This window comes from Pseudomonas sp. SR18 (genome assembly GCF_023701505.1).
Classification (GTDB): domain Bacteria; phylum Pseudomonadota; class Gammaproteobacteria; order Pseudomonadales; family Pseudomonadaceae; genus Aquipseudomonas; species Aquipseudomonas cyclaminis.
On record NZ_JAMQAU010000001.1, the window covers coordinates 598,237 to 613,383 of the forward strand.

The window sequence follows — 15,147 nt, forward strand, 5'->3', positions numbered from 1 at the left end:
CATGAGCCAAACCGAACCGCTAGACCAAGATCCCGTGTTCCAGCTGAAAGGCAGCATGCTCGCCATCACCGTGCTGGAACTCGCCCGCAACGACCTCGACGCCCTGGACCGCCAGCTCGCCGCCAAGGTCGCCCTGGCGCCCAATTTCTTCAACAACGCCCCGCTGGTGCTGGCCCTGGACAAACTGCCTGCCGGCCAGGGCGCGGTCGATCTGCCCGGCCTGATGCGCGTGTGCCGCTCCCACGGCCTGCGTACGCTGGCCATTCGTGCCAGCCGTATCGAAGACATTGCCGCAGCCATCGCCATTGAACTGCCAGTACTGCCACCGTCCGGCGCACGCGAGCGTCCGCTCGAACCATTGGTCGGTGAAGAGAAGAAAAAACCGGAAAAACCACCGGAGCCGACGATCAAGCCTACAAAGATCATCACCTCGCCCGTACGCGGTGGGCAGCAAATTTACGCAGAGGGAAGCGACCTGGTAGTGATCTCCTCGGTCAGTCCCGGCGCGGAACTTCTGGCTGATGGCAATATCCATGTATACGGCCCGATGCGCGGACGTGCCCTCGCCGGCATCAAGGGCGATACCAAGGCCCGTATTTTTTGCCAGCAATTGACCGCTGAGCTAGTGTCCATCGCGGGTCGGTACAAGGTTTCCGAAGATTTGCGCCGTGATCCGCTGTGGGGGGCCGGGGTGCAGGTCAGCCTTTCGGGCGACGTGTTGAACATCATCCGTCTTTAACGGATACTGCCGCATTTTCCAAGCATCTCTAGACTCTGATAGCACAGCGAAACCGGCAAGACTTGCGTAGGAATAATTGGAAGTTGGCGTTTCCCCATGGAAACCACATCTTTTTCCTACAATGGCTGTCCGCCTGCGGCGAGTTCCAAGAGATGTTTTTCAGGGACTGAAAAGTCCTTTTTCCTTAGGGGTGAAACACCTTGGCCAAGATTCTCGTGGTTACATCCGGCAAGGGTGGTGTGGGTAAGACCACCACCAGCGCCGCTATCGGTACCGGTCTCGCTCTGCGCGGCCACAAGACAGTCATCGTCGACTTCGACGTCGGTTTGCGTAACCTCGACCTGATCATGGGCTGCGAACGCCGCGTGGTGTATGACTTCGTCAACGTGGTGAACGGCGAAGCCAACCTGCAACAGGCCCTGATCAAGGACAAGCGCCTTGAGAACCTGTACGTGCTGGCCGCCAGCCAGACCCGTGACAAAGATGCGTTGACCAAGGAAGGCGTAGGCAAAGTCCTCGCTGAACTGAAGGAAACCTTCGAATACGTGGTGTGCGACTCCCCGGCCGGTATCGAAACCGGTGCTCACCTGGCGATGTACTTCGCCGATGAAGCGATCGTGGTGACCAACCCGGAAGTGTCCTCCGTACGTGACTCGGACCGCATGCTCGGCCTGCTGGCCAGCAAGTCCCAGCGCGCCGAAAAAGGCGAAGACCCGATCAAGGAGCACCTGCTGCTCACCCGTTACAACCCTGAGCGCGTCAGCAATGGCGAAATGCTTGGCGTTGAAGACGTCAAGGACATCCTCGCGGTCACCCTGCTGGGCGTGATCCCGGAATCCCAAGCAGTCCTGAAGGCTTCCAACCAGGGCGTGCCGGTGATTCTTGACGACCAGAGCGACGCCGGCCAGGCGTACAGCGATGCGGTTGATCGCTTGCTGGGCAAGACCGTGGAACATCGCTTCCTCGATGTAAAGAAGAAGGGATTCTTCGAGCGTATCTTTGGAGGCAACTAAACAATGAAATTTCTCGACTTCTTTCGCGCCAACAAAAAGCCAAGCACCGCGTCGGTCGCGAAAGAGCGTCTACAGATCATCGTGGCGCACGAACGCGGCCAACGCAGCACCCCGGACTACCTGCCCGCCTTGCAGAAGGAACTGGTCGAGGTGATACGCAAGTACGTCAATATCGGCAACGATGACGTGCATGTCGCTCTGGAAAATGACGGCAGCTGCTCGATTCTGGAACTCAATATCACCCTGCCTGATCGTTGATCGAACAGGCGGCCGCCACGGCGGCTCGATCACCTTGATCCCCTTGCGGGAACCGGGTGGTCGAGCCGCCGTTGGCGTTTGTTGCGAGGCTGTTTAATGCCGCTGTCCAATATCCATATCCTGCATCAGGACGACGCTGTCCTGGTGGTGAACAAGCCGACCCTGCTGCTCTCGGTGCCTGGCCGCGCCGACGACAACAAGGATTGCCTGATCACCCGCCTGCAGGAAAACGGCTACCCCGAAGCCCGCATCGTCCATCGACTGGACTGGGAAACCTCGGGGATCATCCTGCTGGCCCGGGACGCCGATAGCCATCGCGAACTGTCCCGTCAGTTTCACGACCGCGAAACCGAAAAAGCCTACACCGCATTGGCCTGGGGCCAGCCGGAACTGGACAGCGGCAGCATCGACCTGCCCCTGCGCTACGACCCGCCGACCAAGCCCCGGCATGTGGTGGACCATGAGTTCGGCAAGCATGCGCTGACCTTCTGGAAAGTGCTGGAGCGTTGTGGGGACTGGTGCCGCGTGGAGCTGACGCCGATCACCGGGCGCTCGCATCAGCTGCGTGTGCATATGCTGTCCATTGGGCACCCGTTGCTCGGCGACGGGCTGTATGCCCATGAACAGGCCCTGGCTGCCTGGCCGCGCTTGTGTCTGCACGCGAGCATGCTGAGCTTCACTCACCCGCAAAGCGGTGAGCGCTTGCGCTTTGAGTGCCCTGCCCCCTTTTAAGCTGTGAACACAGTCAAATGTGGGAGGGGACTTGCCCCCGATTGCGCTCGGCAGCTGCTACGGATTACCGCTATCGGGGGCAAGCCCCCTCCCACATTTGTTCTGTGCACTTCTGGCCATCGGACGGTAAACTCCGCGCACTGCTGTCTGGAGCTATTTATGCGCGAAGCGTTGAATCAAGGCCTGATCGACTTCCTCAAGGCCTCCCCTACTCCTTTTCATGCCACTGCCGCCCTGGCCCAGCGCCTGGAAGCGGCCGGTTACCAGCGTCTCGACGAGCGCGAAACCTGGACCACCGAAGCCAACGGTCGCTATTACGTGACCCGCAATGACTCCTCGATCATCGCCTTCAAGCTCGGCCGCCACTCGCCGCTGCAGGGCGGGATTCGCCTGGTCGGCGCCCATACCGACAGCCCGTGCCTGCGGGTCAAACCCCAGCCCGAGCTGCAACGCCAGGGTTTCTGGCAATTAGGTGTGGAAGTCTACGGTGGCGCCTTGCTGGCCCCGTGGTTCGACCGTGACCTGTCCCTGGCCGGCCGCGTGACGTTCCGCCGCGACGGCAAGGTCGAAAGCCAGCTGATCGACTTCAAACTGCCCATCGCCATCATCCCCAACCTGGCCATTCACCTGAACCGTGAAGCCAACCAGGGCTGGGCGATCAATGCCCAGACCGAACTGCCGCCGATTCTCGCGCAATTTGCCGGTGACGAGCGCGTGGACTTCCGTGCCGTGCTCACCGAGCAACTGGCACGCGAGCACGGGTTGAACGCCGACGTGGTGCTCGACTACGAGCTGAGCTTCTACGATACCCAGAGTGCGGCCGTGATTGGCCTTAATGGCGACTTTATCGCCGGCGCGCGCCTGGACAACCTGCTGTCCTGCTACGCCGGCCTGCAAGCCTTGCTCACCAGCGAAAGCGACGAAACCTGCGTGCTGGTGTGCAACGACCACGAAGAAGTCGGTTCCTGCTCGGCCTGCGGCGCCGATGGCCCGATGCTGGAACAGACCCTGCGCCGCCTGTTGCCCGAAGGTGATGAGTTCGTACGCACCATTCAGAAATCTCTGTTGGTGTCTGCGGACAACGCCCACGGCGTGCACCCGAACTACGCCGACAAGCACGACGCCAACCACGGTCCCAAGCTCAACGCCGGCCCGGTGATCAAGGTCAACAGCAACCAGCGCTACGCCACCAACAGCGAAACCGCCGGGTTCTTCCGCCATCTGTGCATGGCCGAGGAAGTGCCGGTACAGAGCTTTGTCGTGCGCAGCGACATGGGTTGCGGCTCGACCATCGGCCCGATCACCGCCAGCCACCTGGGCGTGCGCACCGTGGACATCGGCCTGCCGACGTTTGCCATGCATTCCATTCGTGAACTGTGCGGCAGCCATGACCTGGCGCATCTGGTGAAGGTGTTGGGCGCGTTCTACGCCAGCCACGACTTGCCCTGATCCAAAGGCTGAATACAGTCAAAAATGTGGGAGGGGGCTTGCCCCCTCCCACATTTGGTTTTGCGTACACCTGATCTATATCACCTGCACTTCCCGCAATCCGACCTAGACTTGTCAGTATTCCCACTCCGACAAGGCCGTCGCCCCATGATCTCCATGTCTTCCTTCCACGCCATGCTTATCCCTATCCTGATCGGCATGATCATGCTCGCGGTCGGCTTCAATTTTCGCGACAAACCCCTCGGCGTGTTCGGCATGTGGATCGGTATGCTGCTGATCCTGGGCACTGTGGTGTACAAGATCCTCGCCAAACTGGCCGAATGACCCGTGCACTCGTACACTCGCTCAACCCGTCGTTTCCAAGGTTGAACGCCTCGTGTTTTCCCGTCTGTTTGCTCTGCCCTGCTACCTGCTGATCGCCCTGCTCACCCTGCTGCCCCTGGCGTCTGCCCAGGCGGTCGGCCTGCCCGGCCTGCTGGGCAGCACCAACAAGTCACAACCCCAGGCAGAAGTGCCCCTCGGCCAATCGCTGGACGAGGTGATCAAGACCCTGGAAAACGACCAGCAACGCACCCAACTGCTCAGCGACCTGAAAAAGCTGCGTGCCGCCACGCAAAAAGCCCAGCCGGCCGCCGAACAAGGCGTGCTCGGGCTGATCGGCAACACGCTGTCGACCCTTGAGCAACAGTTTTCCGGTAACGACAGCCCGCTGGGGCGCTGGTCCAATGAGATCGACCTGGCCAAGGACGAGCTCGATGCGCTGATGCTGCCGGCCAGCGAATGGCTGCCGATCATCTTTGGTTTCGCGCTGATTCTGGCGGTGTGGAGCCTGCTCGCCTATGCGTTGATATGGCTCAGCCACCGCATCCGCGAACGGTTCGGCCTGCCTGAAGAGTTGCCGCAGCACCCACGTACCTGGGACATGGTGCGCTTTGCCCTGCGCAAACTCGGGCCGTGGCTGATCGCGCTGGTGATCACCGTGTACATGAGCTACGCGCTGCCCTCGTCCCTGGGCAAGTCCCTGGCGATGGTACTGGCTTATGCGTTGGTGGTCGGCACCTGTTTCTCGGCCATCTGCGTGATCGCCTTCTCGCTACTCGACGGCCCGCACCGCCATCGCGCGCTGTACATCCTGCGGCACCAGGCCTTTCGTCCGCTGTGGTGGATCGGCAGCTTCGCCGCCTTTGGCGAAGCCCTGAGCGACCCGCGCCTGGTAACGGCCCTCGGCCAACACCTGTCGCACACCGCCGCAACCGTCGCCAATGTGATGGCGGCGCTGTCCACTGGCGTGTTTATCCTGCGTTTTCGCCGGCCGATCGCCCACCTGATCCGCAACCAGCCGCTGTCACGCCGCCTCACACGGCGCGCCCTCAGTGACACCATCGAGATCATCGGCTCGTTCTGGTACATCCCGGCCCTGCTGCTGGTGGGTATTTCCCTGTTTGCCACGTTCGTCTCTGCCGGCGACACCAGCACCGCCCTGCGTCAATCGCTGCTGTGCACGGTATTGCTGGTGTTGTGCATGGTGATCAATGGCCTGGTGCGTCGCCATGCCCTCAAGCCGCAACGCGGGCACAAGCGCCATGCGCTGTACTCCGAGCGCCTGAAAAGCTTCATCTACACCCTGGCTCACCTGGTGGTGTGGCTGGTGTTTATCGAACTGGGCCTGCGGGTCTGGGGCCTGTCGCTGATTGGCTTTACCGAAGGCGAGGGGCATGAAATCGCGGTCAAACTGTTCGGCCTGGCAGGCACGCTGCTGTTTGCCTGGTTGATCTGGATCCTCAGCGACACGGCAATTCACCACGCCCTCACCCGCTCGCGCAAAGGCCTGGCCAATGCGCGGGCGCAGACCATGATGCCGTTGATCCGCAACGTGCTGTTCGTGACGATTTTCATCATCGCCGCCATCGTCGCCCTGGCGAACATGGGCATGAACGTCACGCCGCTGCTGGCCGGTGCCGGTGTAATCGGCCTGGCCATCGGTTTTGGTGCGCAGTCGCTGGTGGCGGATTTGATCACCGGCCTGTTCATCATCATCGAAGACTCCCTGGCAATCGATGACTACGTGGACGTGGGCGGCCACCTCGGCACCGTCGAGGGCCTGACTATCCGCACCGTGCGCCTGCGCGACATCGACGGGATTGTGCACACGATTCCGTTCAGCGAGATCAAGAGCATCAAGAACTACTCGCGGGAGTTCGGCTACGCGATCTTCCGCGTGGCGATCCCGTACAACATGGACATTGATAACGCGATCAAGCTGATCCGCGATGTCGGCCAGAAAATGCGCAACGACCCGCTGCAGCGCCGCAACATCTGGTCGCCGCTGGAGATTCAGGGCGTGGAAAGTTTTGAGTCAGGCAGCGCGATCCTGCGGGCACGGTTCAAAACGGCGCCGATCAAACAGTGGGAAGTGTCGCGGGCGTTCAACCTGTCGCTGAAACGGCATCTGGACGAAGCGGGGTTGGACCTGGCCACACCGCGCTTGAGTGTGCAGGTGGTCACGGGGGCGTCGGGTGGGCTGGAGAAAGAGAAGGAAGCTTGAAGGCATCGCACCCACCGTTGCCAAGCGGGCTTGTTGTGGTGAGCGGGCCTGCCGCTCACCACAACAAGCCCGCTCGCCACATAAAGCCTGATTACCTCAGGCCAGTGCCGCGCCATCCATCTTCTGACGCAGGCTCAGCGGGCGCATATCGGTCCAGGTTTCTTCGATGTAGGCCAGGCACTCTTTCTTCAGGCCGCTCTTGCCTACGGTGCGCCAGCCTTCCGGCACGGCCTTGTAGTCGGGCCAGATGGAATACTGTTCTTCATGGTTGACCACTACCTGAAACAGGATGTCGTCGCGGTCAAATACTGAGGTCATTGCTGTTCTCCATCGCAAAAAAAGCTGGCTGCGCACCACGCGCAGCACTGATATCTGTAGAAACGTACCAAACCGTCGAAAAATTAGAGGCTGGCCACAGCGGCGGCCAGGGCGCGCCCGAAGATCTCGGCCACACGGTCGACTTCTGCGGCGGTGATCACCAGCGGCGGCAGGAAGCGCACTACGCTGCCATGACGGCCGCCCAGTTCCAGGATCAGTCCGCGCTTGAGGCACTCGCGCTGTACCAGCGGCGCCAATTGGCGGTGCACCGGTGGGTGGCCCTGGATGTCGAGGGTACCGTCCGGGTCCACCAACTCCACGCCGAGCATCAGCCCGCGGCCGCGAATATCGCCCAACTGCGGGAAGTCCCGTTGCAGGATGCGCAGGTGTTCGCCGAGGCGCTCGCCCATCGCTGCCGCATGGCCGGGCAGATCGTGTTCCTTGAGGTAGCGCATCACCGCCGAACCCGCCGCCATCGCCATCTGATTGCCACGGAACGTACCGGCATGGGCGCCCGGCAGCCAGGTGTCGAGCCAATCGCGGTACACCACCACCGCCAGCGGCAAGCTGCCGCCGATGGCCTTGGACATCACCACCACGTCCGGAATGATGCCGGCGTGTTCAAAGGCGAACATCTTGCCGGTGCGCCCAAAACCGCTCTGGATTTCATCGACGATCAACGCCACGCCCGCCTGCTCGGTGATCCGCCGCAGGCCGCGCAGCCAGTCGAGGTCGGCCGGGATGACGCCGCCCTCACCCTGCACCACTTCAACAATCACCGCTGCGGGCAGCAATACCCCGGCTTCCGGGTCGTTGAGCAGGTTTTCCAGGTAATGCAGGTTGACCTGCACACCTTGCGCACCGCCCAGGCCAAACGGGCAGCGGTAGTCATAGGGGAATGGCAGAAACTGCACGCCATTGCCCAGCAACGCACCCAAGGGTTTCTTCGGCCCCAGGCTGCCCATCAGGCTCAAGGCGCCTTGGCTCATGCCGTGATAGCCACCCTGGAACGACAGCACGGTGCTGCGCCCGGTGGCGGTACGTACCAGTTTCAGCGCAGCTTCCACCGCGTCGGTGCCGGTAGGGCCACAGAACTGAATCTTGGCTTCCCGCGCCAGCTCGGCCGGTAACAGGCCAAACAGATCCTGTACGAATTGATCCTTGACCGGTGTCGTCAGGTCGAGGGTGTGCAACGGCAGTTCGTCACTCAGCACTTGCTGGATGGCTTCGATCACTACCGGGTGGTTATGCCCCAGCGCCAGCGTGCCAGCGCCGGCCAGGCAGTCGATGAACTGGCGGCCTTCCACGTCTTCCACATAAATACCCTTGGCACGCTTGAGCGCCAGGGGAATGCGCCGCGGGTAACTGCGGGCGTTGGACTCCTGCTGGCGTTGACGGGCCAACAGCGGTGTTTCATCGAACTGGTAGAGCGTTTCCGCAGGCGCCGGGCTGCCATGCACCGGGGCGCTTTCGATACGGCTGGTAGCGACTGACATCTCTCTGTCCCTCAATACGCTGATGATGGTGACCAAACTGCCAATCCGTTGGCGTCTGGCCCAAGGGCATGCGCACGGATTTCCTGTTCTGGAAACGCATCAGCGGCTGAGGGATTTAGGGCTATTGATCGTTAGCGGATGCAGTTGAACGGTACTCGGCGTCAAAGTCCCCGGTATTTTTCGTTCAGGGCATACAGGATCGCGCACGTCTCGGCATCCAACACGCCCCGGTGATCTCGCGGCCTGAAGTGCATCTGGAACGCCCGCGTGCGCTGTGCAAACGCCTGTCGGTTCTGCGCCGGCTTATACCCATACCGCTCAAACGCCCGCTCGACCTCTACCTCCGGCGGCAGCCCCACACCAAACCGACGCTGGTACATCGCCCGCGTCGCCTCATCAAACCAGGCGCCAACCCCGGCGTCGTACAAGCATCGCCAAGGCAACCGGGGCCCTGGATCACTCTTGCGCCAATACGCCACGTCCGAATGCCCGAGAATGTCCGCCGGGCCGATCTGCGGGTAACGCCCGAGGATGTCGCGCACCAGTGCAATCAACACCGAAACCTGCTCCTGGGCGTACGCAGGAAAGGTAAACACCCCCGCGTCATCCCGCGCCAGGTTGACGATCTCGATACCAATCGAACGGCTATTGAGGTTATCCCGCCCAGCCCATTGGCTCGCCCCGGCATGCCACGCACGCTTGGTTTCATCCACCAGGCGAAACGCGCGCAGTTCGTCATACCCGGCAGCGCGGTAGCCGGGCTCATCGGGATCAGGCAGAAGATAGTGGGCGCTGACCCCGTCCTGGGTCAGGGTTCGCAGGGAGGACGCGAACGGCGCGGCGGTGTAATGCAGGATCAGTTGCCCCACAGGCTCGCCGTTGCGGTCGTTGAAGTGCCTGGCTGGGAAACTGGTGTCGATGACCAACATAAGAACCATCCTTTTCAATACAGGCCGAGTCATTCGGCCCGTTCAAGCGCAAAAAAATTAGCGCCATCCTGAAGACTTGAACGTCAGGAGGGTGGTAATTATTTGGCACTTGAAAGGACGGCGTTCAGCGTCGCAGCGGCATGCCCAACTCGACACGCAGGCCATCGGCCTGGCTGTCGAATGTCAGTGAACAGGAGCAGCGCTGCACAATCGCTTGCACGATCGCCAGGCCCAGGCCGCAGCCTTCGCTGTTGCCATTGCGCCAGAAGCGCTGGGTCAGGTATTGCAGGTCTTCACTGGAAATCTGCTTGCCATGGTCGCGCACGCGGAACACCACTTGATCTGGCGCGGTGAACACACTCAGCTCTACCCGCGTGTCCGCCGGCGTATGGCGCAAGGCGTTGTCCAGCAGGTTACGCAGGGCGGCAACCGCCAGGCCCACGGGCATTTCCACCGGGGCAGCGGACAGGTTGTGCGGCAGGATCAGATCGATGCGCGAATTATCGCCAGCATTGGCATCCTGGATCGCCAGCCGTGCGACTTCTTCGGCGCTGGACTGCAGGCCATCGTCAAACGACAGGCTGCCTTCCACCCGGGCCAACAGCAGCAACTGCTCCAGGGTACGGTGCAAGCGGTCGGCGCCCTCCTCGGCGTGGGCCAGGGACTGGTCGCGGGCCGCGCCTTCGGTCATGCGCGCCACTTGCAGGTGGGTCTTGATCGCCGTCAGCGGGCTGCGCAGTTCGTGGGCGGCATCGCCGGTGAGACGGCGTTCACGCTCGATGGTCTTGGCGATGCGTTGCAACAGTTGGTTCTGGGTGTCCAGCAGCGGTTTGAGTTCGCTGGGCAGCGGGTGGATCTGCAGCGGTTCGAGGGAATCGGCACTGCGCCGCATCAGCGCGTCGCGCATGCGGTTGAGCGGCAGCAGGCTCTGGCCGATGCCCAGCCACAGCAGGCAAAGGCAACCGAGCATGGCCACGCCCACCGGCACCGACGCCGCCAGCAGGATCGAGAGGTTCAGGGCCTCGCGCTCAACCTGGCGGTCGGCGGTGGTAATGAGCAGGTCGCCACGGGACAGGGTAAAGCTGCGCCAGCCCACGCCGTCGATCATCTGGTCGCGAAAACCGCTGCGTTGCGACTCCAGGCCCTGATCCGGCGTGGTGTGGCTGCGCGCCAGGATTTCGCCGCGCAAGGAACTGACCTGGCAGGCCATGCCGCCCGGCACGTGCAGTTGCTCGGCACTGAAATGCGCGCCGCCGCTGACACTGGCCAGGCCCGGCATCTGCTCGGTGAGCCCCGCCACCATGCGTGCCGACGCCACCAGGCGCTGGTCGAGGGAGAACATCATCTGGTTGCGCAGGTCGTTGAGCATCCAGGCTGCTGCCAGGGCCCAGATCAGCACGAAGGCGGCGCCGAGCTTGAAAGTCAGGCGCAGGCGCAGGCTTTTCACGAAGCGTTCTCGCCGTCATCCGCCGGGCCCAGGCGATAGCCCAGGCCGCGCACGGTCTCGACAATGCCATTGCCCAATTTGCGCCGCAGGTGGTGGATATGCACGTTGAGGGCGTTGCTCTCCAGCTCATCGTTGAAGCCGTAGACGCTGTCCTTGAGCTGCTCGCTGGACAGCACGCGGCCCTTGTTGTGCAGCAGCGCCTGCAGCAGCGCTTGTTCACGCCGGGACAGATCCACCGGCTGGCCGCCCAACAGGGTTTCGCGGCTGCTGGGGTCATAGGTCAACCGGCCGTGTTCGATCAGGTTGACACTGCGCCCCGCCATCCGGCGCAGCAGGGTTTGCAGGCGGGCAGCCAGTTCGCGCAGGTCGAAGGGTTTGAGCAGGTAGTCATCGGCGCCGGCTTGCAGGCCGTCGACGCGGTTGGTCACCGAATCCCGCGCAGTGAGGATCAGCACCGGAATCTCCAGACCCTGGCTGCGCAGTTGCTGCAGCAGCTTGAGGCCGTCTTCGTCGGGCAGGCCGAGGTCGAGCACCATGATGTCGAAGGTCGCCGCCTTGAGCATCGCCCGCGCAGCCGCCGCCGTGGCCACGCGCTCAACCGTAAAGCCCTGGGCGGTGAGGCCGGCCACGATGCCGCTGGCAATCAGTTCGTCGTCTTCACAGACCAGTACGTGCATGGTGAACCCTTCATGAAAGATGGGGGGATTAAAGGTGCAGCGGATTAAGCGCAGATTATGCCGTGAAAAGAGTCACGCTCAGATATTCCCTACACTTTAGAATAGCCCCCGGTTAATCATCGGTTAATCAACGCCACACATTGTGTGCCTCACTTGTATCGGACTAAGGCTTGACCATGCGGCATCTGTTTACCTTTCTGCTGGTGTTGTTCGCCGGGTTGGCCCAGGCCGCGCCGGGCAACCCGTTTGAGACCAAACCCGATTTCCTCCCGGTGGGCAAGGCCTTTACCTTTACTTCCGAACGTCTTGAAAGTGGCGAGACCCAGTTGTATTGGCAAATTGCCGACGGTTATTACCTGTACAAGCAGCGCATGAAGTTCGAAGGCCTGGCCGCCCAGCCGGCGCTGCCGCAAGGCGAGGCCCATAGCGACGAGTTCTTTGGCGAGCAGGAAGTGTATCGCCAGGGCCTGGAAGTGAAGCTACCCGCCGGGGCCACCGGCCAGGTCAAACTGGGCTGGCAGGGCTGCGCCGATGCAGGCCTGTGCTACCCGCCGCAGTCGATCACTCTACACCTGGGCGGCAACCCCGCCGTCGCCGCCACCGCGCAAGCCCAGGACCAGAGCCTGGCCAGCGGCCTGCAACAGCGCAGCCTGGGCTGGAGCCTGCTGGTGTTCTTCGGCCTGGGCCTACTGCTGGCATTTACGCCGTGTTCACTGCCGATGCTGCCAATCCTCGCCGGCCTGGTGGCGGGCAGTGGCGCCAGTCCTCGCCGTGGTTTCGCCCTGGCCAGCAGCTACGTGGTGTGCATGGCGCTGGTGTATGCGGCGCTCGGCGTATTGGCGGCATTGCTCGGCGCCAATCTCGCCGCGCTGCTGCAAACCCCCTGGATTCTCGGCAGTTTCGCTGCGTTGTTCGTGATCCTCGCCCTGCCGATGTTCGGCTTCTTTGAACTGCAACTGCCCGCCTTCCTGCGCGATCGCCTGGACAACGTCAGCCGCAAGCAAAGCGGTGGCAGCCTGATCGGCGCCGGGGTGCTGGGCGCGCTGTCCGGCCTGTTGGTCGGCCCTTGCATGACCGCGCCACTGGCGGGCGTCCTGCTGTATATCGCGCAAAGCGGCAATGCGCTGCACGGTGGTTTGATCCTGTTCTACATGGGCATCGGCATGGGTGTTCCACTGTTGCTGCTGGTGACCGTGGGCAACCGCTTCCTGCCCAAGCCGGGCAACTGGATGAACGTGCTCAAGGGCATCTTCGGCTTCCTGTTCCTGGGTACCGCCGTGCTGATGATTCGCCCGGTGGTCGGCGAAAGCCTGTGGATCGGCCTGTGGGGCGCATTGGCGCTGGTGATGGCCTACTGCGGCTGGACCCTGGCCCGCGAGTACGGCCTGGCGGCCAAGGTATTCGGCGCCGGTTCCCTGGTGCTGGGCCTGTGGGGCGCAGTGCTGGTGGTGGGCGCGGCCGGTGGCGGCGACGATCTGTGGCAACCGCTGAAGGTGTACCGCGGCGCGCAGGTCGCCGGTGCGCCCACCGCCCATGACGCCTTCATGACCATCAACGACCCCGCCGTCCTGCAAAATCAACTCGACAGCGCCAAGGCCCAGGGCCAATGGGTGCTGGTGGACTACTACGCCGACTGGTGCGTGTCGTGCAAGATCATGGAAAAACAGGTGTTCGGCCAACCCAAAGTCCTCGACGCCCTCAAAGACGTACGCCTGCTGCGCCTGGACGTCACCGCCGACAATGCCGCCAGCCGCGAACTGCTGGGCCGCTACAAAGTACCGGGGCCACCGAGCTTCGTCTGGATCGGCCCCGACGGTGAAGAACGCCGCGCCCAACGCATCACCGGCGAAGTGAATGCCGACGCCTTCCTGCAACGCTGGACCCAAGCCCGGGACGCCCTCTGATGCTGACCCTGACCATCGGCACCTTCGCCATCGCGCTGAATCACATTCTGCTGATCAGCGCGTTGATTCTCGCCACCCTGGTGGGCTGGCGCGTGGCCAAGCGTGGCGGTGAGAACCCGGAATCGGTGCTGTTCAGCCTGTTCCTGCTGGGCATGCTCGCGGCACGCGTCAGCTTTGTGCTGATGTACTGGAGCTACTACAGCAGCGACTGGCTGCAGATGGTCGACCTGCGCGACGGCGGCTTCCTCGCCTGGCCCGGCATCATCACCCTGATCCTCGGTGCGCTGGCCTACGGCTGGCGCCGCCCGGCGCTGCGTAAGCCACTGAGCGCCGGGGTCATCACCGGCCTGCTGTTCTGGGGCATGACCAGCCTGTCCTTGAGCGTGTATGAAAAAGGCACGCGCCTGCCGGACATCACCCTGCGCAACGCCAATGGCGAAGTGGTGCAACTGGCGGATTACCAGGGCGGCCCGCTGGTGATCAATCTGTGGGCCACCTGGTGCCCGCCCTGCCGCCGCGAAATGCCGGTGCTGGAAAGCGCCCAGCGCATGCGCCCTGACGTGACCTTCCTGTTCGTCAACCAGGCCGAAAGCATGCAAAGCGTCAGCACCTACCTGGCCACCCAGGGCCTGAACCTGGACAACGTCCTGTTTGACGCCAGCGGCCGCCTCGGCCAGGCCGTGGGTTCCATGGCCTTGCCGACCACCTTGTTCTACCAAGCCGACGGACGCCTGATCAACAGCCACTTGGGCGAGTTGTCCCAGGCCAGCCTGGCCCGTGCCATGGAACCCTTCGACACCGCCCCTGCTGCCACAAGGAAACCGACATGCCAAGCCTCCGCCACCTGCTGACCCTACTGCCGCTGACGCTGGCGGCCACCCTGGCCCAGGCCGAAGACTGGCCGGCGCCGATCAAACAGATCGAAGCCAAGGGCGCCAGGATCATCGGCAAATTCGACGCCCCCAGCGGCCTCACCGGCTACGCCGCGCAGTACCAGAATCGTGGCATGGCGCTGTACCTGACGGCCGACGGCAAAAGCGTGATCGCCGGCAACCTGTACGACGCCCAGGGCAATGACCTGAGCACCGCGCCCCTGGAAAAACTGGTGTACGCGCCGATGGCCAAGGAAGTCTGGGCCAAGATGGAACACAGCAGCTGGATCCAGGACGGCGACGTTAAAGCGCCACGCATCGTCTACCTGTTCAGCGACCCTAACTGCCCGTACTGCAACATGTTCTGGGAACAGGCGCGGCCATGGGTCAAGGCCGGCAAGGTGCAGTTGCGCCACATCATGGTCGGCATCATCCGCGAAGACAGCGCGGCCAAGTCCGCCGCCCTGTTCGCCGCCAAAGACCCGCAAAAAGCCCTGGAAGAACACGAAGCCGCCGGCAAGGGCAGTAAATTGCAGGCAATGGCGAAGATCCCGGCCGATATCGAAGCCAAGCTCGATGCCAATATGAAGTTGATGGATGAGCTGGAGTTGTCGGCGACGCCGGCGATTTTCTACCTGGATGACAAGGGTGGCTTGCAGCAACAGCAGGGGGCGCCGTCGCCGGATAAGTTGGTGAAGATTCTTGGGTCGAGATAGGCGTTGCCTGGGATGATGCCATGGGGGCAAGCCCCCTCCCACATGTTGATGT

The 15,147-nt window shown here is 62.6% G+C and carries 15 protein-coding genes; 10 read left to right on the forward strand and 5 right to left on the reverse strand.

The window, feature by feature from the left end; genetic code table 11:
* Nucleotide 1 precedes the first annotated feature (1 nt).
* The 7 genes from minC to NDJ82_RS02860 all read left to right on the forward strand — a co-directional run bounded on the left by minC (nucleotide 2) and on the right by NDJ82_RS02860 (nucleotide 6,736).
* Nucleotides 2–739, forward strand: coding sequence for a septum site-determining protein MinC (minC, locus tag NDJ82_RS02830; RefSeq protein WP_099586400.1), 738 nt, complete (start codon nucleotides 2–4; stop codon nucleotides 737–739).
* Nucleotides 740–939: 200 nt separating this feature from the next.
* Nucleotides 940–1,752 carry a septum site-determining protein MinD gene (gene minD, locus NDJ82_RS02835; RefSeq protein ID WP_017737535.1) on the forward strand — a complete coding sequence of 271 codons (813 nt, stop codon included), beginning with the start codon at nucleotides 940–942 and terminating at the stop codon, nucleotides 1,750–1,752.
* A gap of 3 nt (nucleotides 1,753–1,755) precedes the next feature.
* Nucleotides 1,756–2,010, forward strand: a complete 255-nt coding sequence (minE, locus tag NDJ82_RS02840) for a cell division topological specificity factor MinE (RefSeq protein WP_003175252.1) — start codon at nucleotides 1,756–1,758, stop codon at nucleotides 2,008–2,010.
* 96 nt (nucleotides 2,011–2,106) lie between these two features.
* Nucleotides 2,107–2,742: an RluA family pseudouridine synthase gene (locus NDJ82_RS02845; RefSeq protein ID WP_057721392.1), complete on the forward strand. Its 636-nt coding sequence runs from the start codon at nucleotides 2,107–2,109 to the stop codon at nucleotides 2,740–2,742.
* 159 nt (nucleotides 2,743–2,901) lie between these two features.
* Nucleotides 2,902–4,191: a M18 family aminopeptidase gene (locus tag NDJ82_RS02850; protein ID WP_099586379.1), complete on the forward strand. Its 1,290-nt coding sequence runs from the start codon at nucleotides 2,902–2,904 to the stop codon at nucleotides 4,189–4,191.
* Between the two features lie 147 nt (nucleotides 4,192–4,338).
* Nucleotides 4,339–4,515 carry a hypothetical protein gene (locus tag NDJ82_RS02855; protein ID WP_010208820.1) on the forward strand — a complete coding sequence of 59 codons (177 nt, stop codon included), beginning with the start codon at nucleotides 4,339–4,341 and terminating at the stop codon, nucleotides 4,513–4,515.
* A 52-nt stretch (nucleotides 4,516–4,567) separates the two neighbouring features.
* A complete protein-coding gene (locus tag NDJ82_RS02860) occupies nucleotides 4,568–6,736 on the forward strand; it encodes a mechanosensitive ion channel family protein (RefSeq protein ID WP_250924905.1) in 2,169 nt (722 codons plus the stop codon).
* A 96-nt stretch (nucleotides 6,737–6,832) separates the two neighbouring features.
* Here NDJ82_RS02860 and NDJ82_RS02865 read toward each other — a convergent pair whose 3' ends face one another.
* The 5 genes from NDJ82_RS02865 to NDJ82_RS02885 all read right to left on the reverse strand — a co-directional run bounded on the left by NDJ82_RS02865 (nucleotide 6,833) and on the right by NDJ82_RS02885 (nucleotide 11,603).
* Nucleotides 6,833–7,054, reverse strand: a complete 222-nt coding sequence (locus tag NDJ82_RS02865) for an MbtH family protein (protein ID WP_017527671.1) — start codon at nucleotides 7,052–7,054, stop codon at nucleotides 6,833–6,835.
* Between the two features lie 83 nt (nucleotides 7,055–7,137).
* Nucleotides 7,138–8,550, reverse strand: coding sequence for an aspartate aminotransferase family protein (locus NDJ82_RS02870; RefSeq protein WP_112196347.1), 1,413 nt, complete (start codon nucleotides 8,548–8,550; stop codon nucleotides 7,138–7,140).
* Between the two features lie 161 nt (nucleotides 8,551–8,711).
* Nucleotides 8,712–9,479 (reverse strand): N-acetylmuramoyl-L-alanine amidase, encoded by a 768-nt coding sequence (locus NDJ82_RS02875; RefSeq protein WP_158876851.1) that lies wholly within the window; start codon nucleotides 9,477–9,479, stop codon nucleotides 8,712–8,714.
* 124 nt (nucleotides 9,480–9,603) lie between these two features.
* On the reverse strand, nucleotides 9,604–10,926 hold the full coding sequence (locus NDJ82_RS02880) for an ATP-binding protein (RefSeq protein ID WP_112196349.1): 1,323 nt from the start codon (nucleotides 10,924–10,926) through the stop codon (nucleotides 9,604–9,606).
* Complete coding sequence (locus NDJ82_RS02885; protein ID WP_099586384.1) at nucleotides 10,923–11,603, reverse strand: response regulator; 681 nt, start codon at nucleotides 11,601–11,603, stop codon at nucleotides 10,923–10,925. The genes NDJ82_RS02880 and NDJ82_RS02885 overlap by 4 nt, the downstream gene beginning before the upstream one ends.
* A gap of 176 nt (nucleotides 11,604–11,779) precedes the next feature.
* Between NDJ82_RS02885 and dsbD the strand changes: the two genes are divergently transcribed.
* The 3 genes from dsbD to dsbG are packed head-to-tail and all read left to right on the forward strand — an operon-like array spanning nucleotide 11,780 to nucleotide 15,095.
* Nucleotides 11,780–13,507 (forward strand): protein-disulfide reductase DsbD, encoded by a 1,728-nt coding sequence (gene dsbD, locus NDJ82_RS02890; protein WP_250924906.1) that lies wholly within the window; start codon nucleotides 11,780–11,782, stop codon nucleotides 13,505–13,507.
* A complete protein-coding gene (locus NDJ82_RS02895; RefSeq protein ID WP_112196351.1) occupies nucleotides 13,507–14,358 on the forward strand; it encodes a TlpA disulfide reductase family protein in 852 nt (283 codons plus the stop codon). Before dsbD ends, NDJ82_RS02895 begins: the two co-directional genes overlap by 1 nt.
* A complete protein-coding gene (gene dsbG, locus NDJ82_RS02900) occupies nucleotides 14,334–15,095 on the forward strand; it encodes a thiol:disulfide interchange protein DsbG (protein ID WP_250924907.1) in 762 nt (253 codons plus the stop codon). The genes NDJ82_RS02895 and dsbG overlap by 25 nt, the downstream gene beginning before the upstream one ends.
* Nucleotides 15,096–15,147 lie beyond the last annotated feature (52 nt).